This is a genomic window from Enterobacter sp. DTU_2021_1002640_1_SI_PRY_ASU_LCPMC_013, from assembly GCF_032389435.1.
GTDB classification, from domain to species: Bacteria; Pseudomonadota; Gammaproteobacteria; order Enterobacterales; family Enterobacteriaceae; genus Enterobacter; species Enterobacter hormaechei_C.
Window position 1 is genome coordinate 2,107,615 of the sequence record NZ_CP135594.1, and the last position, 22,573, is coordinate 2,130,187.

General features: G+C 56.6%; 25 protein-coding genes and 3 pseudogenes. 16 read left to right on the plus strand and 12 right to left on the minus strand.

Annotated features, from left to right (window positions below):
- The first annotated feature begins 12 nt into the window (after nt 1–12).
- From paaK to paaY, 3 genes are all read left to right on the plus strand, one after another.
- On the plus strand, nt 13–1,329 hold the full coding sequence (paaK, locus tag RS584_RS10080) for a phenylacetate--CoA ligase PaaK (protein WP_315749590.1): 1,317 nt from the start codon (nt 13–15) through the stop codon (nt 1,327–1,329).
- A gap of 134 nt (nt 1,330–1,463) precedes the next feature.
- A complete protein-coding gene (gene paaX / locus RS584_RS10085; RefSeq protein WP_032103751.1) occupies nt 1,464–2,399 on the plus strand; it encodes a phenylacetic acid degradation operon negative regulatory protein PaaX in 936 nt (311 codons plus the stop codon).
- Nucleotides 2,400–2,408: 9 nt separating this feature from the next.
- Nucleotides 2,409–3,005: a phenylacetic acid degradation protein PaaY gene (gene paaY, locus RS584_RS10090; RefSeq protein WP_315749592.1), complete on the plus strand. Its 597-nt coding sequence runs from the start codon at nt 2,409–2,411 to the stop codon at nt 3,003–3,005.
- A 223-nt stretch (nt 3,006–3,228) separates the two neighbouring features.
- Here paaY and RS584_RS10095 read toward each other — a convergent pair whose 3' ends face one another.
- Together RS584_RS10095 and catA are read right to left on the minus strand one after the other, a co-directional pair.
- Nucleotides 3,229–4,206 carry a hypothetical protein gene (locus RS584_RS10095; protein ID WP_315749594.1) on the minus strand — a complete coding sequence of 326 codons (978 nt, stop codon included), beginning with the start codon at nt 4,204–4,206 and terminating at the stop codon, nt 3,229–3,231.
- A 411-nt stretch (nt 4,207–4,617) separates the two neighbouring features.
- Nucleotides 4,618–5,295 carry a type A chloramphenicol O-acetyltransferase gene (gene catA, locus RS584_RS10100; protein WP_315749596.1) on the minus strand — a complete coding sequence of 226 codons (678 nt, stop codon included), beginning with the start codon at nt 5,293–5,295 and terminating at the stop codon, nt 4,618–4,620.
- A gap of 220 nt (nt 5,296–5,515) precedes the next feature.
- Between catA and RS584_RS10105 the strand changes: the two are divergent.
- Nucleotides 5,516–5,593 (plus strand): annotated as a pseudogene (locus RS584_RS10105) (YebG family protein); the annotation flags it as partial.
- A gap of 128 nt (nt 5,594–5,721) precedes the next feature.
- Here the strand turns inward: RS584_RS10105 and RS584_RS10110 are convergent.
- Nucleotides 5,722–6,189, minus strand: coding sequence for a DUF1348 family protein (locus RS584_RS10110; protein ID WP_032669963.1), 468 nt, complete (start codon nt 6,187–6,189; stop codon nt 5,722–5,724).
- Between the two features lie 103 nt (nt 6,190–6,292).
- Between RS584_RS10110 and RS584_RS10115 the strand changes: the two genes are divergently transcribed.
- From RS584_RS10115 to RS584_RS10125, 3 genes are all read left to right on the plus strand, one after another.
- Nucleotides 6,293–6,877, plus strand: a complete 585-nt coding sequence (locus RS584_RS10115) for a TetR/AcrR family transcriptional regulator (protein ID WP_315749598.1) — start codon at nt 6,293–6,295, stop codon at nt 6,875–6,877.
- A 111-nt stretch (nt 6,878–6,988) separates the two neighbouring features.
- A complete protein-coding gene (locus RS584_RS10120; RefSeq protein WP_032669957.1) occupies nt 6,989–7,186 on the plus strand; it encodes a GNAT family N-acetyltransferase in 198 nt (65 codons plus the stop codon).
- A gap of 16 nt (nt 7,187–7,202) precedes the next feature.
- Entirely contained in the window at nt 7,203–7,430 is a 228-nt protein-coding gene (locus tag RS584_RS10125; protein WP_071993554.1) for a DUF1272 domain-containing protein, read from the plus strand.
- A 1-nt stretch (nt 7,431) separates the two neighbouring features.
- Here RS584_RS10125 and RS584_RS10130 read toward each other — a convergent pair whose 3' ends face one another.
- Both RS584_RS10130 and RS584_RS10135 read right to left on the minus strand, forming a co-directional pair.
- Nucleotides 7,432–8,205, minus strand: a complete 774-nt coding sequence (locus RS584_RS10130) for a hypothetical protein (protein ID WP_315749602.1) — start codon at nt 8,203–8,205, stop codon at nt 7,432–7,434.
- A gap of 1 nt (nt 8,206) precedes the next feature.
- Complete coding sequence (locus tag RS584_RS10135) at nt 8,207–8,404, minus strand: hypothetical protein (protein WP_032669954.1); 198 nt, start codon at nt 8,402–8,404, stop codon at nt 8,207–8,209.
- Between the two features lie 258 nt (nt 8,405–8,662).
- Here RS584_RS10135 and RS584_RS10140 point away from each other — a divergent pair, with 258 nt between their 5' ends.
- From RS584_RS10140 to RS584_RS10150, 3 genes and pseudogenes are all read left to right on the plus strand, one after another.
- Nucleotides 8,663–9,097, plus strand: coding sequence for a nuclear transport factor 2 family protein (locus RS584_RS10140; RefSeq protein WP_315749606.1), 435 nt, complete (start codon nt 8,663–8,665; stop codon nt 9,095–9,097).
- Nucleotides 9,094–9,342, plus strand: a pseudogene (locus RS584_RS10145) (SDR family NAD(P)-dependent oxidoreductase); the annotation flags it as partial. The gene RS584_RS10140 and the pseudogene RS584_RS10145, both read left to right, overlap by 4 nt.
- Before the next feature lie 185 nt (nt 9,343–9,527).
- Nucleotides 9,528–9,776, plus strand: a pseudogene (locus RS584_RS10150) (DUF3833 family protein); the annotation flags it as partial.
- A 43-nt stretch (nt 9,777–9,819) separates the two neighbouring features.
- Here RS584_RS10150 and RS584_RS10155 read toward each other — a convergent pair.
- Complete coding sequence (locus RS584_RS10155) at nt 9,820–10,278, minus strand: DMT family transporter (protein ID WP_032669947.1); 459 nt, start codon at nt 10,276–10,278, stop codon at nt 9,820–9,822.
- A gap of 4 nt (nt 10,279–10,282) precedes the next feature.
- The gene (locus RS584_RS10160; RefSeq protein ID WP_315749609.1) at nt 10,283–10,717 is read right to left on the minus strand and encodes a DMT family transporter; all 435 of its coding nucleotides are present in this window, start codon (nt 10,715–10,717) and stop codon (nt 10,283–10,285) included.
- A 99-nt stretch (nt 10,718–10,816) separates the two neighbouring features.
- Here RS584_RS10160 and RS584_RS10165 point away from each other — a divergent pair, with 99 nt between their 5' ends.
- The gene (locus RS584_RS10165) at nt 10,817–11,749 is read left to right on the plus strand and encodes a LysR family transcriptional regulator (protein WP_062937754.1); all 933 of its coding nucleotides are present in this window, start codon (nt 10,817–10,819) and stop codon (nt 11,747–11,749) included.
- A gap of 68 nt (nt 11,750–11,817) precedes the next feature.
- Nucleotides 11,818–12,762: a LysR family transcriptional regulator gene (locus RS584_RS10170; RefSeq protein ID WP_315749612.1), complete on the plus strand. Its 945-nt coding sequence runs from the start codon at nt 11,818–11,820 to the stop codon at nt 12,760–12,762.
- Here the strand turns inward: RS584_RS10170 and RS584_RS10175 are convergent.
- Nucleotides 12,759–13,817, minus strand: a complete 1,059-nt coding sequence (locus RS584_RS10175) for an ABC transporter substrate-binding protein (RefSeq protein ID WP_315749614.1) — start codon at nt 13,815–13,817, stop codon at nt 12,759–12,761. The two genes, RS584_RS10170 and RS584_RS10175, sit on opposite strands and share 4 nt — an antisense overlap.
- 222 nt (nt 13,818–14,039) lie before the next feature.
- Here RS584_RS10175 and RS584_RS10180 point away from each other — a divergent pair, with 222 nt between their 5' ends.
- Genes RS584_RS10180 through RS584_RS10190 form a run of 3 tightly spaced genes read left to right on the plus strand, consistent with a single transcriptional unit; the run spans nt 14,040 to nt 18,159 of the window.
- Entirely contained in the window at nt 14,040–15,608 is a 1,569-nt protein-coding gene (locus RS584_RS10180) for an ABC transporter permease (protein ID WP_315749616.1), read from the plus strand.
- The gene (locus RS584_RS10185) at nt 15,605–16,348 is read left to right on the plus strand and encodes an ABC transporter ATP-binding protein (RefSeq protein ID WP_315749618.1); all 744 of its coding nucleotides are present in this window, start codon (nt 15,605–15,607) and stop codon (nt 16,346–16,348) included. The genes RS584_RS10180 and RS584_RS10185 overlap by 4 nt, the downstream gene beginning before the upstream one ends.
- A gap of 23 nt (nt 16,349–16,371) precedes the next feature.
- Nucleotides 16,372–18,159 (plus strand): aryl-sulfate sulfotransferase, encoded by a 1,788-nt coding sequence (locus RS584_RS10190; protein WP_315749620.1) that lies wholly within the window; start codon nt 16,372–16,374, stop codon nt 18,157–18,159.
- Nucleotides 18,160–18,201: 42 nt separating this feature from the next.
- On the opposite strand, the gene RS584_RS10195 is transcribed toward RS584_RS10190, so the two are convergent.
- Complete coding sequence (locus RS584_RS10195; RefSeq protein ID WP_062937758.1) at nt 18,202–19,233, minus strand: methionine synthase; 1,032 nt, start codon at nt 19,231–19,233, stop codon at nt 18,202–18,204.
- Nucleotides 19,234–19,258: 25 nt separating this feature from the next.
- Complete coding sequence (locus tag RS584_RS10200) at nt 19,259–20,233, minus strand: DUF1852 domain-containing protein (protein WP_315749623.1); 975 nt, start codon at nt 20,231–20,233, stop codon at nt 19,259–19,261.
- Between the two features lie 277 nt (nt 20,234–20,510).
- Here RS584_RS10200 and RS584_RS10205 point away from each other — a divergent pair, with 277 nt between their 5' ends.
- The gene (locus RS584_RS10205; protein ID WP_315749625.1) at nt 20,511–21,050 is read left to right on the plus strand and encodes a DUF2058 domain-containing protein; all 540 of its coding nucleotides are present in this window, start codon (nt 20,511–20,513) and stop codon (nt 21,048–21,050) included.
- 7 nt (nt 21,051–21,057) lie between these two features.
- Here the strand turns inward: RS584_RS10205 and RS584_RS10210 are convergent, their stop codons facing one another.
- Nucleotides 21,058–21,744: an RluA family pseudouridine synthase gene (locus RS584_RS10210; RefSeq protein ID WP_315749627.1), complete on the minus strand. Its 687-nt coding sequence runs from the start codon at nt 21,742–21,744 to the stop codon at nt 21,058–21,060.
- A gap of 90 nt (nt 21,745–21,834) precedes the next feature.
- Entirely contained in the window at nt 21,835–22,440 is a 606-nt protein-coding gene (gene azoR, locus RS584_RS10215; protein ID WP_315749629.1) for an FMN-dependent NADH-azoreductase, read from the minus strand.
- Between the last annotated feature and the right edge of the window lie 133 nt (nt 22,441–22,573).

The window sequence follows — 22,573 nt, forward strand, 5'->3', positions numbered from 1 at the left end:
GAGTACCCTGCGATGATAAATACAACAAAGCTTGATCCGATCGAAACCGCGTCCATTGATGAATTGCAGGCGTTGCAGACCGCGCGCCTGAAGTGGACGCTGCACCACGCCTACAACAATGTTCCGATGTACAAACGCAAGTTTGATGCCGCGGGCGTTCACCCTGACGACTTCACCGAGCTGGCGGACCTGCAAAAATTCCCGTGCACCACCAAGCAGGATCTGCGCGACAACTACCCGTTTGATACCTTTGCGGTGCCAATGGAACAGGTGGTACGCATCCATGCCTCGTCGGGCACCACCGGAAAGCCGACCGTGGTGGGGTATACCCAGAATGATATCGACAACTGGGCCAATATCGTCGCCCGTTCCCTGCGCGCCGCCGGGGGCAGCGCGAAGGATAAAATTCACGTCGCCTACGGTTACGGGCTCTTCACCGGCGGGCTGGGGGCGCACTACGGTGCCGAGCGTCTGGGAGCGACGGTGATCCCGATGTCCGGCGGCCAGACGGAGAAGCAGGCGCAGCTGATCCGCGATTTCCAGCCGGATATGATCATGGTGACGCCGTCTTACTGCCTGAACCTGATTGAAGAGCTGGAGCGTCAGATGGGCGGCGATGCCAGCGCCTGTTCCCTGCGCGTCGGCGTGTTTGGCGCTGAGCCGTGGACGCAGGCGATGCGCCGCGAAATTGAAAAACGGCTGGGCATTACCGCGCTGGATATCTATGGTCTCTCCGAAGTGATGGGGCCGGGCGTGGCGATGGAGTGTCTTGAAACCGCTGACGGCCCGACCATCTGGGAAGATCACTTCTATCCGGAGATCGTCAACCCGAATGACGGCACGCCGCTGGCCGACGGCGAGCAGGGCGAGCTGCTGTTCACCACGCTGACCAAAGAGGCGCTGCCGGTGATCCGCTACCGCACCCGCGACCTGACGCGCCTGCTGCCGGGCACCGCACGCACCATGCGGCGTATGGACCGCATCAGCGGTCGCAGCGACGACATGCTCATTATTCGCGGCGTGAACGTCTTCCCGTCTCAGCTGGAAGAGGAGATCGTTAAGTTCGAACACCTTTCGCCGCACTATCAGCTGGAGGTGAACCGCCGCGGGCATCTTGATTCACTTTCGGTGAAGGTCGAGCTGAAACAGAGCAGCTTAACGCTGACCCATGAACAGCGCTGTCAGGTGTGCCACCAGCTGCGCCACCGCATTAAATCGATGGTGGGGATCTCAACGGACGTGACGATCGTCAACTGCGGCAGCATTCCGCGCTCGGAAGGGAAAGCCTGCCGGGTGTTTGATTTGCGCAAGGTTGCGGCCAACGGTTGAATTTCCCTCCCCCCAGCCCTCTCCCAAAGGGAGAGGGTGGACAACGTTCCCTCTCCCTTTGGGAGAGGGTTAGGGTGAGGGGGAAACCCCAAATTCCTGTGCTATGATTCATCCAGGAAAAAAATAACAACAGAATGAATCACATGAATAAACTTGATGCCTTTATCCAGCACGCAGTCAGCTCTGTTCCCGTCAGCGGAACGTCGCTTATCTCCTCGCTGTATGGCGATGCGCTTTCCCATCGCGGCGGAGAGATCTGGCTCGGCAGCCTGGCGGCTCTGCTGGAAGGGATGGGTTTCGGGGAGCGCTTTGTGCGCACCGCGCTGTTTCGCCTCAACAAAGAGGGCTGGCTGGACGTGTCCCGCATTGGCCGTCGCAGCTTTTACCGTCTCAGCGATAAGGGGCTGCGTTTGACCCGCCGCGCGGAAAATAAAATCTACCGTGCGGAACTGCCGGCGTGGGATGGTAAATGGCTGCTGCTGCTTTCCGAGGGGCTGGATAAAACCACGCTCGCGGACGTGAAAAAACAGCTCATCTGGCAAGGGTTCGGCACGCTGGCGCCGAGCCTGATGGCCTCGCCGTCGCAGAACCTGGCGGACGTGCAGTCTCTGCTGCATGACGCGGGCGTGGCGGAAAACGTCATTTTCTTTGAAGCCCATTCGCCGCTGGCCTTGTCACGCGCGGCGTTACGATCCCGCGTGGAAGAGTGCTGGCAGCTGACCGAACAAAATGCGATGTACGAAACGTTTATCAACTCGTTCCGTCCGCTGCTGCCGCTGCTGAAAGAGGCGCCGCCTGAGGATTTGACTCCGGAACGCTGCTTCCAGATCCAGCTGTTACTCATTCATTTTTATCGTCGCGTGGTGCTGAAAGATCCGCTGTTGCCGGAGGAGTTACTTCCTGCGCACTGGGCGGGACAGAGCGCGCGACAGCTGTGTATTAACATCTATCAGCGCGTGGCGGCGGGAGCCCTGGCGTTTGTCAGTGAGAAGGGGGAAACCTCCGTGGGCGAGCTGCCCGCTCCCGGCACGCTTTATCACCAGCGTTTTGGTGGTCTGAATATCACATAAGGAGAGGGTATGCCTGTTTATCAAATTGATGGTCTGACGCCGGTCGTGCCTGACGAGAGCTATGTTCACCCGACCGCGGTGCTGATTGGCGACGTGATCCTCGGAAAAGGTGTTTACGTGGGCCCTAACGCCAGCCTGCGCGGTGATTTTGGCCGGATCGTGGTGAAAGACGGCGCCAACATCCAGGATAACTGCGTGATGCACGGTTTTCCGGAGCAGGACACGGTGGTGGAAGAGGACGGGCATATCGGCCACAGCGCGATCCTGCACGGCTGCATTATCCGCCGTAATGCGCTGGTGGGGATGAATGCGGTCGTGATGGACGGGGCGACGATCGGCGAAAACAGCATCGTCGGGGCGGCGGCGTTTGTGAAGGCCAAAGCGGAGATGCCTGCGAATCACTTAATTCTTGGCAGTCCGGCGAAAGCGATTCGTGAGTTAAGCGCGCAGGAAATAGAGTGGAAAAAGCAGGGCACGCGGGAGTATCAGGTACTGGTGGATCGCTGTAAGCAGACGCTGCATCAGGTGGAGCCGCTGCGCGAGGCGGAAGAAGGGCGCAAGCGGCTGACGTTTGATGAAAATTTACGCCCGAAGTCTGCCACGTAAAAAGAGCGTCAGTCAGCTCGCGCTGGTATAACCCCAAAAGAAAAAACATAAATGCCCTTCCGGGCATTTATGTTTTGGCTACTCTCATGACGTACGTTTAAAAGGCCTGTTGCTACACGTGCATCAGTGGAAAAACAGGGCAATCAAAATAATAATTGGAATGGGTACCCCTAGAAAGAACAGTAATAAAGAGCGCATTTAAAACCTCCCGCATTTTTAACGATTATAAATCACGTTGACGACCACCAAAGGTCGCGCACAGGCTGGCGACGAAGGCACCTGCCAGCAGAGAAATGAACGTCCAGAGCATCAGATAGCTCGTGGCTTTGCGTGCGGCATCCGCAGCCTGCTGAGCTTTCTCCTTCGTTTCTTTTAATTTAGCCTGGGCTTTGTCATAGGTACTCTGCACCCGCTGTTCAGCCTCCTGCTGGCTGATACCCGTATTTTGTGCGATCAACCGAGCGACATACTGACGATCTTCCTGGGGCAAGGTCCCGCTGGTAATGCTGTTTACAAATATCCCCGACACCTCGCTCAGCTGTGCAGGAGAGACGGGCTGTTGAGATGCTGAAGGCGTTGCCGGAGCGGCTGGCGATGCGGGAGCGTCAGCGTTGCCTGAGGAGGTGCCTGGGGCATTCGACCTGAACATCGAATTGACGAAATACTGCATCGACGAACCCTGTTCGTCCTGGGACCCGTTAGCCATGCTTGCGGCACCCGCCGCCGTAGTTAGCGCTGCTCCGCCGGCAACATTCCCCACGATTTTAGCTCCCCCTCCGACGACGGCGCTTATGGCGCTCGTGAACAGCGCAGCGGATATGAGCGCCGCTACGGCCCAGGCTAAAAATCCATGTGCAGTATCCCGGAAATAGACTTCATCGCCACGCGTATCGACCCATTTGGTGCGCAGTCGCCCGGATAAATAGCCGCCCATTCCTGACGCAACAATTTGAGTAAAGGTTAACCACGCTATAGCGGCAATACCCACCTTACCTGCGTCAAGCCCGCGACTTTCCCATGGCGAAACAGACGTAAGACCTAACCCGGCGCCCAGCATAAGTAAAATCAAAGAGAGAGAGGCCGCAGCTGCTGCGCCGGCGAAGATTGCGCCCCATGATACAGCGCTGCTGCTCGCGGCGGGCAGCGTCAGACGAGTGTCGGGTGTCGTGCTGTTTATGGCGCTTTCGTGAATGTGAGTCATAACGGTTGTCCTTTAAATAATATATGCGTTCGGAACCAGGAACTGATTGAAGAAACAGGAAATATAACCACCTTCAACACCTGTGCTCTAAAGGAGCCGGGTAGTCCATTTATAAAAAGAAATCCGGTAAAACGTGAAAAAATTCCCATCAGGATGGAAATTCATTCCTTGCACTAAGAATAGTAGATGATTTTTCGCTAAATGGATTTTGAACTTTAAAAATCCGCTACCGACTCACAACGGCAGCGGAATTATTCAGCATCGGCACTGCTGATGAATAACCGATCTGGTCAGAGACAGGTGAATACGTTTTAAACGCCAGCAGAACGTTCAGGGGGGGGGCTGTAATAACGTGGCGGGAAACAGCCATTAAAAGTGGTTACGCTAGCCTGCCTGCTGGCAAACGGCTAATCAGGCATTGAGTTCGTCTAAATGCTTCAGCAGGTCATGGCATGTCTCTTGTAACTCGTTGATCATTCTTGCCACATGGAAACCGTCGCACACGGAGTGATGGACAAGAACGGCGAGTGGCAACAGTATTTTCCCCTCCTGCTCAACGTATTTCCCAGGCGTAAACATGGAGGTGAAAAAATTCTGCATCTTCGCGACGTTGGTATCAAAACTGGTAAAACTTACCCAGGGGATCGCCGATACGAAAAATATATTTTCCGGAGACTCGCTCTTCGGCCAGTAAGCAACGTTGTTGCCATAGCGGGCAACGTCTGCTGAATAGGCGTCCAGGAAGTGGAGAATATTGCCATCATAAGGGCTCCATAATGATGAGAACGTTTCCGTCTCATTATGGAAAATGGTATAGCTGGGGTGGACTTCATTCCAGACTATAAGTTCATCATCCTTCATGGCCATACGGAATTCAGCATGCCGGTTCACAGCCTGTGAAAGGAGAAAAATTATTGTAGGGTAAAATTTCCAGCCAAACTTTTTTGTATTTTTTAGCAGCCCGGTAATGTCTAACTGAACGGTCTGGCTGAACGTGCATTGCGCAAAAGACTGAAAGACCTCGAAATGTTCCTTTCTTGCCCAGCGGGATAGGTCAACAGGTGTATATTCTGGGGCTGTTTTTTTCATTTCTTAACCTTTTTTGAGCAATCGTAAATCAGATGTTTATCTGATTTTTCAGGAGGTAAGAAAGGGGACAGGCACTGAACCGCTTGGGTTGCGAATGCTGCTGTGAGAGTAGCGTATCCCTGTACGGCTGGAAAGGAAATGTGCCCTGTGAAACACATTTTGGCTGCAACATTAGCTGGTGCTATTATACTGTATATAACCACAGTGCAAGGGGCGTATCATGGCTGTTGAAATAAAATATATTGTCGTAAGAAAAGGTGAAGAGAAAATGACATTTGCCAGCAAGAAAGAGGCTGACGGGAAAAAAATCAGAGCCGTGAAGGCTGCCTGATCGCCCGTACCCATCTTCATTCAGGGGACGTCTCGCTGCCGTTCCCCCGAATGATGCTCAGAAAGGTGTGATTGAAGATCCCCTCGCGACTCAACCTATAACCCAAGATCGCTTAAAGAAGGATGGTCATCTGGACGTCTGCCCAGCGGCCAGTGATACAGACGCTCTGATTCTTCGATCGGCATGTCATTTACGCAGGCGAAACGACGCGTCATCAGGCCATCCTGGTCAAACTCCCAGTTTTCATTGCCGTAAGAACGGAACCAGTTGCCCGAATCATCATGCCATTCATAGGCATAGCGCACGGCAATACGGTTTTCTGTAAACGCCCAAAGCTCTTTGATCAGGCGATAGTCCAGCTCTTTTTTCCATTTGCGGTCCAGGAAGGCCTGGGCTTCTTCGCGGTTAGCGGCAAATTCCGCACGGTTTCGCCATTTTGTATCCACGGAGTAGGCGAGGGCAACTTTTGCGGGGTCGCGGCTGTTCCAGCCATCTTCTGCCAGCCTGACTTTTTCGATAGCCGTTTCACGGGTAAAGGGCGGTAACGGTGGGCGTGTGTTCATCTGAATGACCTCTGGTTGATAGCATGTAGACAGATCTGTCTACTTGCGTTAATCTAGGCCTGAAAAATAACGCTGTCAACAACTCAATTGAGGCTTGAACGTGGTGAAAACATCCATTGCGAATAAAAACGAAAAAATTAGCGTCAGAGAGAAAATAGTACTAACCGCGCATGAGCTGTTTTATTCCACGGGGTTTAAAGCAACGGGTGTAGATACCATCATCAGGCAGGCTCACGTGACGAAAGTAACTTTTTATCGTCATTTCCCCAGTAAAAACTTGCTCATTCTTGCCTATTTGCATTATCGGCACGAAATATGGATAGACTGGTTTGAGACCGCGCTGCGCCTGAATGTTGACGAAGGGAGAACTGCGTCGGATGCCCTGGCAGCAACGCTTCACGCGTGGTTTGTGATGCCTTCATTCCACGGTTGCGCATTTATTAACGCCAGCGCAGAAGCGAAATCCGAAGAGGTTGAAAACGAAATAAAAGAAATTTGCCGCATCCATAAATTAGAGACGAAAGAAAAAATTGCGGCCCTGACGGCTATTTCCGATGAACAACGGCTTAATGAAATTATGATATTGATCGACGGAGCCATCATTCATGCCCAGATGGGAATGGATGTCGACGCGGTTATTCACGGGCTGAAGAGTGGGCTGGAGAAAATAACCGGGCAGGCGGCGTAGAGCGAGGCGTCATCGGCTCGGCAGAATGAGCCGTTTACACGGTTTTTCCCGGTCGGCGGCAGGGGGATTTACCTGGACTCAGCTGAAACGGGCAAACACTATGGTAAGTTGATGTTTGAACACGCCGTACAGCTGGCCAGAAATAACGGCAAGCGCTCTTTATGGCTGGAAGTGCTCGAGCAAAACGAAGGCGCTTACAGGTTCTATCAGAGACAGGGCATGCTTTGCGTCAATGAAGTGGTGTTTGAGACGGCATCACAGCAGAGCGTACTCAAAATAATGAGAATGCCTCTTCAGGCGTCTATCTAAAAAACAGGTAAACCCCATGCTTGAACTTCGCCCTAACTGTGAACGTTGCGATAGAGATCTCCCGCCCGATACATCCGAAGCCTACATTTGCTCGTTCGAATGCACCTTTTGCAACGAGTGTGTCACTCAGGCGCTGAGCGGGCGCTGTCCAAACTGCGGCGGTGAGCTTGTCCGCCGTCCGGTACGTCCTGAGGCGGCGCTGCTGAAGCACCCGGCATCCACGCTGCGCCGCTATACAAAGTAGGCTACCGCTCGTCGTTGTCCTCCTCCGGCGCCATCTCCAGCGCGCTGGCGCTGGCGGGATCGAAGAGCGAAATACTCTCAATCTGATTGAGCAGGATGACTCTGCGGAAGTCCATGGCGCTTCGGGGATCCGAATCAAGCGTGATGTCATGCTCGTGGTACCACCTGCTGTAGTTATTTTCGATGCGAAGATTCATCGTTTTTTCATCGCGATAGCCGCTTAGCATCGGGATCAGCACGATATTGGCCGTCTTTTCATATTCCAGCGTGGCGGTATGGATCATGCCGACATAGATTCGCCGAGACCTCAGCGCCACCTGCGCCAGCTCCCCTTGCTCCATGCACTGGTAAAGGAGCTGTTCAATGCCGCTTGATTGCGCCAGGCGCTTGTAGAGTTTTTTCCGGCCCTCGCCGTCGAGCCTCGCGCTGCCCGCCCAGTTAGAACGATAGAGACAGAACAGAATGGCGAAGGCCAGCATCACCACTACCGGCGCCTGGATCCCCAGGAAACTCCAGTTGATGAAATCTATCTGCCAGTCGGCATATTTCTGCGAGGTAAAGTGAAAAGTATTGTCCGCGGCTGACAGCGCGAACAGCAGCAGCCAGAGGAGGCCGGTGGCGATCACGCCCTGTAAAACGAAAATACAGCCATAAAGCGCGACGAGGAAATACACGTCCCAGCCGAAGGAACGCTTAATTTTAAACCGCGTCGAGAGATCGCGGCTGGTATACCAGTACCCGCACACCATCAGCACCATAAATATCGCCGTTCCCATATCACGCCCTCTTCAGCGCAGTGACGTGGCGCAGAAAATCCTGGCGAACCTCATTGCTTTTGTAGTTCACCGAGGCGTTTCCGTCCTGATCGATAATAATGCGGTCCCCGTCCTCCACGGCTTCAATGATCTCCTGCTGCGTCATCACCTGAAGCAAAGATTCCGGGCTTGAAAAGAGTGAGAGAAAGAAACGTCTCATCGCGAAGCATCCTTATGAATAAAAAGGATAAGCCTGGAGGATAAACGGCGAGTCTGCCTTAAGGTTTTCCTTAAAATCAGCAGCTGCTGGGCACGGGAACTCATCCCGATCTCAAAAATGGCTTTTGTTGTCATTTTTAACCCTATGTAAATATTGGTTAAAAAAATATATTCACCAACAAACTTGGACAAATAACGGTGATTGTGTAAGTTTTAATTATGCGATTACGCCACGTTGTTTACAGCCAGGATGTGACCCATGAGCATGTTGCCCTCCGTCGTCAGTCGGTTTTTTGATTACTACGCCGCGCTGGATGCCCAGCCACCGTCGGCGCTGGCAGGGCTTTACCACCCTGACGCCACGCTTATCGATCCCTTCGGTGAGCATCACGGGCTGTTTGCGCTCCAGCGCTACTTTACCCATCTGCTGGCTAACGTGGACAACTGCCGCTTTTCCATCGACCCCCCGCTGAGTGGCGACAGCCGTTTTGTCGTCACATGGACGATGCACTGGTCGCATCCGCGCATTGCCGGGGGAGATCCGCTTGAGATGCCGGGCTGTTCCGTGGTGGACACGGAAAATAACTTGATTGTGCGCCAGCGGGACTATTACGACGCCGGAGAGATGATCAATGAACATCTTCCCGTGCTCGGCTGGGCGGTACGCGGCGTGAAGCGCAGGGTGAAATCATGAAAACCGTACTGATTACCGGCGCGAGTTCCGGCATTGGCGCCGGGCTGGCGAGGTCCTTTGCGGATGACGGCTATCACGTCATTGCCTGCGGGCGTGACCCGGCGCGCCTTGAAGCCCTGCATCAGCACAGCCCCAACGTCACGGTTCGCCTGTTCGACATAACGGACAGGGACGCCTGTCGCCAGGCTCTGACGGGGTGCTACGCCGACGTCGTTATCCTCTGCGCCGGAACCTGCGAATACCTCAACTTTGATATGGGGCCAGACTACGCCCGCACGCTGGCCCACCTCATCGGTGAACGGCTTGGCACGATTGAGTTTCTGGAGCCGACCTTTATCGTCGTCAGCTGGATGCCGACTGGCTCGGCTGGCGCAAGGTGGGAAGCGCCACGCTCACCTGGGGGCCTTTTACCGTTTACACCTCGCAGCTACTGACGCCGGACGGGCGCTATGACGGCAAAAACGGAGATATCATCGCGGCTTTTGCCCTGACGATGCTGCTGGCGGGCTGCCGCACGGAGGTAACGGAGTACCGTCAGCAGCAGCCGAAGCTGGACATTTTCACCTATTTCCAGGGGAAAACCGAGGCGTGGGGCATGGTGCAGGATCGCAGCGGGAAGCAGATCCGCCGCGTGGCGGCAGACCGCTATGAAGGGACGGCTGGCGATATCGAAGGCGTCACCGTCGCCACGGTGACGCTCTTCTTTACCCGTAAAGCGTGATTCAGTCGCTGGCGGGGCGGGATTTATTGCTGGAGTAAATAAAATACAGGGCAATACCCAGGCAGATGACGGCAGCCAGGCGGCTCGTTGAAAACGGAATGGCTTCATTGTTGAGCCAGCCAAAGTTATCAATCAGCATGCTCATAGCCAGCTGGCCCAGGATAACCGCCACCGTCGCGACGGCCGTGCCGATACGCTGCACGGCGAGCACCATCACGACGATGTACGGCACGCCGCACAGCGCGCCCAGCAGCTGCCATTTCGGCACGTCCATCAGGCTGACCGCCTGTTTTGGCTCAAAGAAGAAAATGAGCAGGGCGGTCACCAGCGCGCCGACGGAAAAGGTGAGAAACGCGCTTTTAAATACGCCCACGCGGCTGCCCAACTGTCCGTTAATGGCGGCCTGGACGCTCAGCGTTGCGCCGCCGATAACGGCTAACATAATCATAATGACGGTCATAACGTTACCCCTGCGCCACGAGAATAAGCGCGGCAATAATGAACGCCAGCGCGATAATGCGTTTCGTATCGATCCTGCGGTGCAGTGTACCCAGCAGGCCGTAGTGGTCGATGATCAGGCTTTTGAATACCTGTCCCGCCAGAATACCGATCATCGTCATGGCGATGCCGATGACCGGCGTGGCGATGGTCAGAATAACCACGTAAACCGGTCCAAGCACGCCGCCCAGCAGCTGCCAGGATGGCTGCGCGAAAAACGACGGGCTGTTGCGCGGGCTGAAAAACAGCATCAGCACAAACGTCAGTGCGGCTCCGACGCCAAATATGCTGAACGTCGCCCACAAATCCCCGACCTGTTCGCCCAGCGGCCCCAGCAGGCCAGCCTCAACGGACAGCCCCATCCCGCCGGCAATCACCAGTAAAATCAAAAAAAATTGCATAGTACTTCTTCTCCCTTATTCCAGGCCGAGAAGATTACGCCTTACCATCGATGAGAAAAATGCCATAATGCAGGAAACACCTGTGCAGGATATGCATTAATGATTGATGCCGGAAACATTAGCATTCGCGCGCTGCTGATCTTCATTGAGGTTTATGAAGCGCAGAATTTCTCCGTTGTCGCGCGCCGGGAAGGGGTCTCCGCTTCGCAGGTTTCACGCGTGATCCACCAGCTTGAGGACGCGCTCGGCCAGCAGCTTTTTTACCGCAACACGCGTGCCGTTATTCCGACCGAAAGCGGGCATCTATTTATTCGCTATGCCCGGGCGATGGCGGGAAACCTTGAGGAGGCGCGACGGGAGCTGGACGAGCGGTCCCTGGAGCCCACGGGCCTGATCCGAATTAACTGCCCGGTCTTTTTTGGACAACGGCACGTGGCTCCCGGGCTGGCCGGCCTTTCAGCGCGCTATCCGCGGCTCAACATTGAGCTGACGCTCACCGACGACTTTATCGATCCGCACCGGGATGCCGCCGACGTGCTGTTTCGCATCGGCACGCTGACGGATTCCTCGTTTCACGCGCGGGTGCTCGGGCAGCAGTTTTATCATCTGGCGGCGTCGCCGGTCTATTTGCAAAAGCACGGCGTGCCTGAGGCGCCTGAGGATTTTGCGCATCACCGCTGCCTCGTCTACCGCGGATCGTCCGGGCCTAACCGCTGGCTGATGCGTCGGCCGGGCGAGGCGTGGGTTCACTATCCCGTTGCGCCGCTGATGACCTCCAACAACGCCGAAACGCTGCTGATTGCCGCGCTGGGCGGAATGGGGATCGTGCTGTTCCCCGACTGGCTGGTGAGTGAAAGGCTGAAAAGCGGCGAGCTGGTGTCGCTCCTGCCGGAGCATGAATGCGGAATCAACACCGAGCCGCAGACCATTGCGGCGATCTACCCGAACGCGCGTCATCCGCCTCTTAACGTCAGGGCGGTGATTGACTATTACGTAGAGCGCTTCGGCACGCCGCTTTACTGGCAAAGATGAACCTGCGATTGCGTGACCTGGCCGCTATCCCGTACTGTAGCGAAAACGTTAAAGGATAATCCGGGACTATGCATCTAGACTTTCGCCAACTGCGCAACTTCGTCGCGCTGGTTGAATACGGCAGTTTTAATCGCGCGGCAGAGGCGGTCTGCCTCTCGCAGTCTGCATTTAGCCGCAGCATTCAGGCGCTGGAGCAGAGCGTCGGGCATCCCCTGTTTGACCGGCAGAGCAAACTGGCCACCCTGACGCTGCACGGACAAACGCTGCTGCCCTACGCCCGACGATTTCAGGAGCTGAACGTTGAGCTCAGCAGCCAGATGCGCGAAGCGGAGGAGGCGCAAACTGGCGAAGTGACGTTCGGCTGCGGTCCGGCACCGGCTGCTCGCCTGATCCCCGCCGCCGTGGGGGCGTTTCATCGCAGTATGCCGCAGGCGAAGGTGCGCTTTCAGATCGATAACTGGTTCACGCTGCATCAGGCGCTGAACACGCAACACTTCCCGTTTGTCGTGGCCGATAGCTGGCAGGCGGAGCTGGATCCCCAGCTGCGGGTGCAGCCGCTGAGCCCGCAGCGCTGCTTTTTTATCTGTCATGCCGACCATCCGCTGGCGCAGCAGGATACCGTATCCGTGCAGGCGCTCCTGCGTTACCCCTTTGCGGCACCTTATTTACCGCCGGGGGTGCGCAAAGTGCTGGCCACCCTCAGCCAGCAGCAGGATTTTACCCCCGCAATCCAGTGCGACCACGTCTATGCGTTGCTCTCTACGCTCGCCTGTACCCACGCGATAAGCTTCGCCAGCGAGGATAGCTTTGCGCTGTGCCAGCACAGCCACCGGCTGGTGAAGCTGGAGATAAGCGACCTGCCCGAAGAGTGGCGGCTGATGCAGACCCGGTTTGCCATTATTTCCCCGGTCCATGCTGCCCAGCCGCCGCTGGTGGAAAAGATGATTGAGACGATCCTCCATGCCGACCGCCAGCATCAGAATCAGCTGCTGGCGCAGGAGGAGGGGAGTTAAAGCGGCTGGCCCTGAGTATTATACTGCGGCCACCGGTTTTCCAGCTTTTGCGCCCTAAGGGCCTGCTCGACGAAGGCGCCATCAAACCACTCTTTGGCACTGAAGGCGCTGCGGATCAGGCGCCCCGAATGCGCCTGCTCGACGCTGTTGGTAAAGCTGTCGGTCAGGAAGGGATCGATGCGCGGTGAGGTGGTGAAGTTAAGATCCTGCGGCTGCAGTTCCTCAAGGAACAGCGCTTTAGGGATTTGGCTTTGCTGCGCCATCTCCGCCGACCAGGCTTCACGATTGTTCGGGTCGCTGATTTCTGCCGCGTTTTTCACCAGCACGTCGATAATCTGCTGCGTCGCCTGCGGCCAGGCGTCAATAAAGGTTTGCGTCCCCAGGAATCCCGCCTGCGTGGTGTTCTGACGACCGGAATCCCCGCTCTTCACCACCACGTCGATCTTATCGCCCCGCAGCGCCAGAAGAGACACGCCGCCCCAGACGGCATCCACGCGGCCCGCCGCCAGCGCCGCTTTTCCGGCATTCCAGTCGAGATTAATGACCTGCAGGTTTCTTTCCGTAAGCCCCGCGGACTGCAGTGCGCGATCGAAGGCCAGCTGGTCAGCGGTACCGCGATACACCGCGACCCGTTTACCCTTTAAATCTTCCAGTTTTTTTATGCCCGAGGCGCGGGTCGCCGCCAGGTAAGACTCCGACCCGCGGCTGCCCAACAGCAGGCGCGTGGGAAGGCCGTTCGCTTTGCCGATGATGGCCGCCAGATCGCCAAGGTAGACAAAATCAAGCTGTTGGTTAGCCAGGGCTTCATTCACCGCTGGACCCGCGCCCTTAAAGAACTGCCACTGGATTTCAACGCCCTGGGGTTTGAACACCGCCTCAAGCTGGTGGCGGATGTACGCCATGCCGACCGGGCCCTCAATAAAAGGCTTACTGCCCGCACTTTGATCCGGCACGCCGATGCGAATGGCGTGCAGCGCTTCGGCGCTTGCGTTCCCCATCAGGGCAAAGGCGGCCACCAGCGGCAGCAGAGCGCGGCTAAAAATTGCTTTCATCATAACAAGTTACTCCAGTGTGTTTTTTCTCACCCTAATGAGCCGCCCGGCCCGCTGTTAAATGCTTTTATTGGAAAAGGACAGGTGAAAATGAGCTAAATCAGCGCCAGCGAGTCCGGCAGGATGAAATGCATTTGTTGCATCGGGATTATTCGCGTAACGCAATGACGAAGGGGAACGGGGCGGGTTTTTATAAAGGCATGACGGGTTTAAACGTGAAGCACTATGTCGCAAATAATTTTAAAAACGGGCTCATCCGGAAGGCTGAAAGTACGACTTAACGGCTGGCCGTGGATATTGCCCGCGCTACTGCTGCTGCTGTGGTCCATCGCGGCAGAGCGCCACTGGATGCCGGAACAAATTTTACCCGCGCCTTCGGTGGTCGCCGACGCGGCGCTCTCGCTCCTGGCAGGAGACCTTCTCTCCCAATGGGCGTTTAGCCTGCAGCATCTGCTGCTGGGCCTGCTGGCAGGCGCCTTCGCCGGCACGCTGCTGGGCGCGCTGTTCGGCCTGGTTCCCGGCGCGGCGCGTCGCGTGGAGCCGCTGTTTTACGCGCTGGCGCAAATCCCGACGCTGGGGTGGATCCCGCTTTTTATGGTGCTGTTCGGGATCGATAACGGCCTGAAGCTGGCGGTAATCATCAAGACCACCATCGTGCCGATGACGATCAACACGCAGCAGGCGGTTGCCAGTGTGCCCCATACCCTGAGCGAGGCCGCCAGGGTGATGAATTTTTCCCGCTGGCAGCGGCTGCGCTGGCTGGTGATCCCCGCGGGACTTCCCGGCTGGTTTACCGGCCTGCGGCTGGCGCTTTCTCAGGCCTGGGTGTCGCTGATCGTTGTTGAACTGCTCGCCTCGTCGGAGGGCATTGGCTACCTGATGGTCTGGGGGCGCCAGCTGTTCCAGCTGGATATCGTTTTCGTCACCATCGCGGTGGTAGGCTTTAGCGGCATGCTGATGGAGTGGGCGGCGAATCGGGCCTTTTCCCGTCTGGTGTTCTGGCCCCAGCCCGCCGTCGGGCGTCTTGCATGGAAACCGCAGGCCAGCTGGCAGGCGCTGCACCTGCCGATCCTGCTGCTGGCGCTGTGGCAGCTGGCTAGCCTATGGGGATGGATCGATGCGGCGCTGTTCTCTTCGCCGCTGGCGGTCGCCGGGCGCTTTATGCAGGGCGCGGCAAGCGGGGAGCTGGCGACGGCGATGCTGGCGAGCCTCGGGCGCGCCTTTGCGGGCGGGGCGGCGGGTATTGCCGGTGGCCTGTTCTGCGGGCTGCTGCTGGCGCTGCGGCCGCGCGCCGGACAGATCGTGACGCCATCGCTCAACGTGCTGCGCCATATTGCCCTTTTTGCGTGGCTACCGCTGCTGACCGCGTGGGTGGGCAACGATAACGTCGGCAAAATCGTCTTTATTGCCCTGGCCTCGTTCTTTCCGATGTTCTTTAGCACCCTTCAGGCCGTGCTGCAGCGCAGCCCGCAGCTGGACGAAGCGGCGCGCGTCCTGCGTTTAGGCGGCCTGACGCGCCTGAGGGTGCTGATCCTTCCCGGCGCGGCGCCCGGTATTTTCGCCGGGCTGCGGCTGGCGATGATCTACGCCTGGCTTGGCAACATTGGCGCAGAATACTTCATGTCCTCGGGCGCCGGGATCGGCAGCCTGATGATCAACGCCCAGCAGCTGCTGGATATGCCCACCATTCTCTGCGGCATGGTGCTGGTCGGTCTCACCGGCGCAGCGCTGGATAAAGCCGGACGTTTACTGGAACTTCGCGCCACCCGCTGGCGCCAACAGGAGCCATCATGACCGCCCAAACTCTGGTCTCATTTCAACATGTGCGTAAAACCTGGCAGCAGGTCACGGCGCTGCAAAATTTTAGTCTCGACATCGCTGCCGGTGAACTGGTGGTGCTGGTGGGCAGCAGCGGCTGCGGTAAGTCGACGCTTCTGCGCATGCTGGTCGGCCTTGAAGAGACGACGCAGGGCGAAATTCGCATCAGCGGCAAGCGGGTCACCGGCGTGGGCAAAGAGCGCGGCATCGTGTTCCAGGAGCCGCGGCTGTTCCCCTGGCTGAGTGTAATCGACAACGTCATGCTGGGGCTGGCGGACGAAAAACTGAGCCGGACCGCCAAACGCCAGCGCGCGCGGGAGATGCTGGCGCGGGTGCAGCTCACCGAGTTCGAGAGCGCGCTGCCCGCGCAACTTTCCGGCGGGATGGCCCAGCGCGTCGCTATTGCTCGCGGCCTGGTAGCCCGCCCGCAAATTCTGATGCTGGACGAGCCGTTCGGCGCGCTCGATGCGCTGACGCGTCACACCCTGCAGCAGGCGCTTTTGCATATTCACAGAAGCGAGGGAACCACCACGCTGCTGGTGACCCATGACGTTGAAGAGGCGGTCGCCCTGGCCGACCGGGTCGTGGTGCTTTCCCCACGTCCCGGCCGCATTCGCGAGGTGGTGAACCTCACGCTGCCGCACCCGCGACAGCGGGACGACGCTGCGTTCGCCGACGCCTGCCGTCATATTCGTCATCTTATTACCTCTGCCTGATAACGTTTACTAAGGAGCAAAACATGGGTCATCCTTCCATTTTCCCGACCGGCGCGACGCTTTACGATCCTGCGCGCGCGTGGAGCGGCTATACCCTTTTCCAGGCCACCGAGCACGGCGCGGTGCTTGTCGATATGAACGGCGCCGTGGTGCGGGAATGGCCTGAGCTCCACGGCTTCCCCAATAAAATTCTGCCGGGCGGGGCAATCCTCGGACACAGCGGCGAGCGCGACCCGCGCTACGGTATGCAGGATATGCTCGATCTGATCCAGGTTGACTGGGAAGGCAATGTGACATGGTCCTTCGATCGCTATGAGAAAGTGAGCGATCCGGGCAATGAAACCCGCTGGATGGCGCGGGCGCACCACGACTATCAGCGCGCTGGCAATCCGGTTGGCTACTACGCGCCGGGGCTGGAGCCGCAGGTCGAAGGGGGGAATACGCTGATCCTCGCCCACACAAACCTGGTCAACGAGGCGATATCGGACAAGGTCCTGCTGGACGACACCATTATTGAGGTCGACTGGGAGGGAAACGTGGTGTGGGAATGGCGCTGCAGCGATCATTTTGAGGAGCTGGGCTTCGACGATGCGGCGCGCACCGCGCTGTACAATAACCCCAACATGCGCGCCAGCGGTGGCGGAATGGGCGACTGGATGCATATCAACTCGATGTCCACGCTGGGGCCGAATAAATGGTATGACGCCGGAGACAGCCGATTCCACCCTGACAACATCATCTGGGACGCCCGCGAGTCCAACATCATCGCCATCATCGATAAGCAGACCGGCAACATCGTCTGGCAGCTTGGCCCGGATTACAGCACGCCAGCGCTAAAACACATCGGCTGGATCATCGGCCAGCACCACGCGCATATGATCCCGCAGGGGCTGCCCGGCGCGGGCAATATCCTTATTTTCGATAACGGCGGCTGGGCGGGGTACGGCGCGCCGAACCCGGCCTCGGCGGACGGGGTGAAAAACGCCTGGCGCGACTATTCGCGGATCCTCGAAATTAACCCCGTGACGCTGGATATCGAGTGGCGCTACTCGCCGTATGAAGCGGATCTTCCCCAGCCAACCGACTCTTATCGTTTTTATAGCCCCTATATCAGCAATATGCAGCGCCTCGAAAACGGCAATACGCTGATTAATGAAGGCTCCAACGGGCGTATTTTTGAAGTGACGCGCAATCATGAAATTGTCTGGGAATACGTATCGCCGTTCTGGGGCAAGACGCTTAACAACAACATGGTGTACCGCGCGTACCGCATTCCCTATGGCTGGATCCCGCAGCTTCCTCAGCCGCGGGAAACGCCGATAGTCCCGGTGGATGTTCGAACCTTACGCCAGCCGGGCGCGGCGGCGGCGGGCCCGGCGCAAAGCGTGGTGCGGGTCGCAGGCGTGAAGCCTTACAGCAAAAGTGCCGATGCGCTGTGCGTCGCGACGGATAACGACACGCTTCGCCGCAGCCCAAAACTGTTCCGCGTGGCGGAAAGCGCGTTTAAAACGGTGAGCACGTCGAGCGAGCTGGAAGGCAATGGCCCGATACTGCTGTTTGTCGGGGCGGAGCGCTGCGTGCACTGCCGCAGGCTCTGGCAGCTGCTGGCGAACGAGAAGCTGATTCCACTGACGGCGCGGTTTGATACCCGCTATCTGGACGCCGATCTGAACTCGGAACTGGCAGGCCAGCTGGGCGTGCGCGGTCTGCCCACGCTGCTGGTGATCGGGCATGGGCAGGCGGTCTCGCGTGGGCCCGCGCAGCAATCGGTAGAAAGCGTAGGTGAGTGGTTGAGCGGCGTGAGTGAGTAATGCGTTTCCCGGGAGAGCGAGCCTCTCCCGGGAGGGGCGAGGCTATTTTGCCAAAATCTCGCGGCGAACAATCTCAGCGCCCGCGCTCAGCGCCTTCAGCTTGCCGTTAGCAACCTGACGGGAGAGCGGGGCCATTCCGCAGTTGGTGGACGGATAAAGCTTGTCGGCATCGACAAACTGCAGCGCCTTGCGCAGCGTGTCGGCGACCTCCTCAGGCGTTTCGATATGGTTCGTCGCCACGTCGATAGCGCCGACCATCACTTTTTTGCCGCGGATCAGCTCCAGCAGATCCATCGGCACGCGGGAGTTGTGGCACTCCAGGGAAATAATGTCGATGTTTGAGGTCTGCAGCTTAGGGAAGGCCTCTTCGTACTGTCGCCACTCGGAGCCGAGCGTCTTTTTCCAGTCGGTATTGGCCTTAATGCCGTACCCGTAGCAGATGTGCACCGCGGTTTCGCACTTCAGCCCTTCAACGGCGCGCTCCAGCGCGGCGATACCCCAGTCGTTTACCTCATCGAAAAAGACGTTAAAGGCCGGCTCGTCGAACTGAATAATATCGACGCCTGCGGCTTCCAGCTCGCGCGCTTCCTGATTGAGAATTTTGGCAAATTCCCAGGCCAGCTTCTCGCGGCTTTTGTAGTGGGCATCATAAAGGGTGTCGATCATGGTCATCGGGCCCGGCAGCGCCCATTTGATCGGCTTGTCGGTGAGCTGACGCAGGTACTTTGCATCGTCAACAAAAACGGGCTTTTGGCGTGCAACCGCATCCACCACGGTCGGCACGCTCGCGTCATAGCGGTTGCGAATGCGCACGGTCTGGCGGTTCTCAAAATCCACGCCGCTGAGGTGCTCAATAAAGGTCGTTACGAAGTGCTGACGGGTCTGCTCGCCATCGCTAACGATATCAATCCCGGCGCGAACCTGTTCATCCAGCGACAAACGCAGCGCATCCTGTTTACCGGCGATCAGTTCGTCGTCCTGTAATTTCCACGGCGACCACAGGGTTTCCGGTTGAGCCAGCCACGTTGGCTTAGGCAGGCTGCCTGCCGTTGACGTTGGGAGCAATGTTTTCATAATAAAAAAGACCTTATTCGATTAATTAAAGCGTGAAGTTACGGGACCACTGCTCAAGACGTTGCTGGAAGGGCTTAATAAATTGCTCTTCCGTATATTTGCCCTGTTGAATCGCTAGCTGGCTGCGCTCTTCACGGTCATAAACAATTTTCGTTAATGAATGATCCTGCTGGTTCAGATCCGGCTGATAGCACTGTCCCGCTGTCGAGTTAGCGTTATAAATTTCAGGACGATAAATCTTCTGGAATGTTTCCATGGTGCTGATGGTCCCAATCAGTTCAAGATTTGTATAATCAGCCAGCAGATCTCCGGAATAGTAAAAGGCGAAAGGCGCCGCGCTGTTCTCAGGCATGAAATAGCGGACCTTCAGGCCCATTTTGCCAAAGTATTGTTCAGTCAGGGATGTACCGTCCGGCTGGTACTCGATGCCCAATACAGGGTGCGTGTTGCCCGTACGCTGGTAGGTATCTTTGCTGGAGACGCTCAGGCAGATCACCGGCGGCTTCTTAAAGTGTTCCCGGTATTCGGCAGAGTGGGTGAAGTGCTTGAAAATATTGCCGTGAAGTTCACCAAAGTTCTCAGGAATACTAAAGGTGGAGCGATCCTTATTGTGATCGAGCAGCAATACGCTGAAATCATAGTCGCGCACGTAGGATGAGAAGTTATTCCCGACGATACCTTCGATGCGCTCGTTGGTTTTTTTATCGACAATAAACGTCTGCAGTATTTCAATGGCCGGGAAGCTATTTTCTCCATCGATGTTCATATCAACGGAAATAATTTCAAGCTCAACCGCATAACGATCGGCTTTTGGATTATCCCAACGCGCCAGGGCGTTAAAGCGGTTGTTAATCATCACGAGCGTGTTGCGCAGATTTTCCTGACGCTTTTCCCCACGCGCCAGGTTGGCAAAGTTGGTGGTGGTACGCGTATTCTCGGAAGGGTTATAGTTCTCATCGAAGCAACTGCGCTTAAGCGTAAATGTAAAAGCTTTACTCATGGTGGTTATGCATCCTAAGTTCATGTTGCCAGGAAGTTATCAATGCATAATTTATGCCTTAGCCTGTGGCTGAGGGGAAGTGACTTAATTTCACTGCAACATGAGGGAAGTTCATGAAGTGTAATGCTCGATGTGTCGCTGCCATCTTGCCGGGTGGCGCTGCGCTTACCCGGCCTACGGTTCAGCGTCGTTAACCGGCTGTAGGGGAGTGGGATTTTTTATTTCCGTTCATTTCCCGCTATAATCCCCAAAATTTCAAACCGGTTTAGAAACAATCATGACAAAACTCACCTTACAAGAGCAGATGCTGAAAGCGGGCTTAGTCAGCAGCAAGAAAGTGGCAAAAGTGCAGCGCACGGCAAAGAAATCACGCGTTCAGGCGCGTGAGGCCCGTGAAGCGGTTGAAGAGAACAAGAAGGCGCAGATCGAGCGCGACAAGCTGCTGAGCGAGCAGCAGAAGCAGGCCGTACTGGCGAAAGAGTTTAAAGCCCAGGTGAAGCAGCTGATTGAGATGAACCGCATTACCGTTACAAGAGGCAACATCACCTTTAACTTCACCGACGGCAATCTGATTAAAAAGATCGAAGTCGACAAGCAAACCCAGGCCCAGCTGATCAACGGCCGTCTGGCGATTGCCCGACTGGTGATTAACGCGAATGGCGACTGTGATTACGCGATTATCCCGGCGGTAGTGGCGGATAAAATTGCCCAGCGCGATGCGGACAGCATTGTGTTAAACAGCGCCTTGAGTCAGGAAGAGCAGGACGAAGACGATCCGTACGCAGACTTCAAAATCCCTGACGATTTAATGTGGTAATCCCCGCTCAGAATGGCGCGGCGTGACGGGCGTTCATCGTCTCGCCGCTCAGCGGATGAATAAAATTCAGAACGCTGGCATGCAGCATCAGCCGGGGCGTTTCTTCCGCGCCCGGCCATTCCAGACCACCATACAGATCGCACCCCAGAATAGGATGGCCTAACTGCTGGCAGTGAATGCGCAGCTGGTGGGTGCGCCCGGTCTCCGGGGTAAGCTCTACCCGCGTCACTGGCATTGTCGTATCCTGGTAAATACGTTCCATCACCCGATAGCGGGAGCGAGCGGGCTTACCGGTGCGGGCACAGATCGTCATCAGCGGAAACAGCGTCGGATCTTTGGCAATCGGCGCATCCACGGTCCCTTCGTCCTGTTCCACATGTCCGCACAACAGGGCGGTGTAAACCTTGTTCACGGCGCGCTGACTGAACTGGTGGCAAAGCGCGGCGTTGATCGCTTTGTTACGCGCAATGACCATCAGACCCGAAGTGCCAAAATCAAGACGATGCACCAGCGTGCAGCCGGGAAAGGTTTGAACAAGACGGTGGTGGACGGAATCGCGGTTTTGCGGATTTTTCCCCGACAGGCTGAGCAGACCGGAAGGTTTGTTGATCAGCAGCAGATGCTCGTCCTGCCAGAGGATCTCAATGTCGTCGTGACAGGGTGGTGCAATAAACGTATCGATAATGACAGACATCAGGCCGCCGGGCTGGAGAGTGGGTGCGGATGATAACGAAATACGGGGAAAAAGAAAAACCCTCCCACCGGGCGGTGAGAGGGGGAAAACTTAGGCAGCGACCAGGCTGTCGATAACGGCTTTCGCGTCGGTCTGCGCTTTGGTGGCCACTTCCGGACCGTAAGCGATACCTTCAGCGAACACGAAGTTCACGTCGGTAATGCCGATGAAGCCCAGGAACAGCGTCAGGTACGGTGCGACCAGGTCGGTAGGGGTATCTTTGTGAATACCGCCGCGGCTGGTCAGGACGATAGCGCGTTTACCTTTCACCAGACCTTCCGGGCCGTTCTCGGTGTAACGGAAGGTTACGCCAGCGCGCGCCACCAGGTCGAAGTAGTTCTTCAGCTGGGTAGGAATGTTGAAGTTGTACATTGGGGCGTTGATCACGATAACGTCGTGCGCCTGCAACTCAGCAATCAGCTCGTCGGAGAGCGCCAGGGCTTCCTGCTGACGTGGGGTAAGAGGCGCATCGCTCGGACGCAGCGCGCCAACCAGCTCGCCGTCCAGCACAGGAATTGGGTTTGCCGCCAGGTCACGCACGGTGATTTCATCCGCGCTGTGCTGTTCACGCCACTGTTCAACGAAATAGTCAGACAGCTGACCAGACTGTGAATACCCTGCCAGAATACTGGATTTCAACACTAATACTTTGCTCATGGGAAATTCCTGTTTTGTATTTGATTGAGGGGGTTGCCCCGTTGCTTGTTGACACTTTATTCACAATCCTGCCACAGGGATAGCGCAATATATCGAAGCCTATGTTCGAATTTTTTGAATAAGGCGCGAAAAG

Coding starts and splice junctions, on each gene's coding strand:
- RS584_RS10125 (WP_071993554.1), top strand. CDS start 7,203: ATGCTTGAACTTCGCCCTAACTGTGAACGTTGCGATAGAGATCTCCCG.
- catA (WP_315749596.1), bottom strand. CDS start 5,295: ATGAAAAAAACAGCCCCAGAATATACACCTGTTGACCTATCCCGCTGG.
- RS584_RS10160 (WP_315749609.1), bottom strand. CDS start 10,717: ATGCAATTTTTTTTGATTTTACTGGTGATTGCCGGCGGGATGGGGCTG.
- paaX (WP_032103751.1), top strand. CDS start 1,464: ATGAATCACATGAATAAACTTGATGCCTTTATCCAGCACGCAGTCAGC.
- RS584_RS10110 (WP_032669963.1), bottom strand. CDS start 6,189: ATGAACACACGCCCACCGTTACCGCCCTTTACCCGTGAAACGGCTATC.
- RS584_RS10165 (WP_062937754.1), top strand. CDS start 10,817: ATGATTGATGCCGGAAACATTAGCATTCGCGCGCTGCTGATCTTCATT.
- RS584_RS10175 (WP_315749614.1), bottom strand. CDS start 13,817: ATGATGAAAGCAATTTTTAGCCGCGCTCTGCTGCCGCTGGTGGCCGCC.
- RS584_RS10120 (WP_032669957.1), top strand. CDS start 6,989: ATGTTTGAACACGCCGTACAGCTGGCCAGAAATAACGGCAAGCGCTCT.
- RS584_RS10155 (WP_032669947.1), bottom strand. CDS start 10,278: ATGACCGTCATTATGATTATGTTAGCCGTTATCGGCGGCGCAACGCTG.
- paaK (WP_315749590.1), top strand. CDS start 13: ATGATAAATACAACAAAGCTTGATCCGATCGAAACCGCGTCCATTGAT.
- RS584_RS10095 (WP_315749594.1), bottom strand. CDS start 4,206: ATGACTCACATTCACGAAAGCGCCATAAACAGCACGACACCCGACACT.
- RS584_RS10180 (WP_315749616.1), top strand. CDS start 14,040: ATGTCGCAAATAATTTTAAAAACGGGCTCATCCGGAAGGCTGAAAGTA.
- RS584_RS10130 (WP_315749602.1), bottom strand. CDS start 8,205: ATGGGAACGGCGATATTTATGGTGCTGATGGTGTGCGGGTACTGGTAT.
- RS584_RS10170 (WP_315749612.1), top strand. CDS start 11,818: ATGCATCTAGACTTTCGCCAACTGCGCAACTTCGTCGCGCTGGTTGAA.
- RS584_RS10140 (WP_315749606.1), top strand. CDS start 8,663: ATGAGCATGTTGCCCTCCGTCGTCAGTCGGTTTTTTGATTACTACGCC.
- paaY (WP_315749592.1), top strand. CDS start 2,409: ATGCCTGTTTATCAAATTGATGGTCTGACGCCGGTCGTGCCTGACGAG.
- RS584_RS10210 (WP_315749627.1), bottom strand. CDS start 21,744: ATGTCTGTCATTATCGATACGTTTATTGCACCACCCTGTCACGACGAC.
- RS584_RS10195 (WP_062937758.1), bottom strand. CDS start 19,233: ATGAAAACATTGCTCCCAACGTCAACGGCAGGCAGCCTGCCTAAGCCA.
- RS584_RS10135 (WP_032669954.1), bottom strand. CDS start 8,404: ATGAGACGTTTCTTTCTCTCACTCTTTTCAAGCCCGGAATCTTTGCTT.
- RS584_RS10200 (WP_315749623.1), bottom strand. CDS start 20,233: ATGAGTAAAGCTTTTACATTTACGCTTAAGCGCAGTTGCTTCGATGAG.
- RS584_RS10190 (WP_315749620.1), top strand. CDS start 16,372: ATGGGTCATCCTTCCATTTTCCCGACCGGCGCGACGCTTTACGATCCT.
- azoR (WP_315749629.1), bottom strand. CDS start 22,440: ATGAGCAAAGTATTAGTGTTGAAATCCAGTATTCTGGCAGGGTATTCA.
- RS584_RS10185 (WP_315749618.1), top strand. CDS start 15,605: ATGACCGCCCAAACTCTGGTCTCATTTCAACATGTGCGTAAAACCTGG.
- RS584_RS10205 (WP_315749625.1), top strand. CDS start 20,511: ATGACAAAACTCACCTTACAAGAGCAGATGCTGAAAGCGGGCTTAGTC.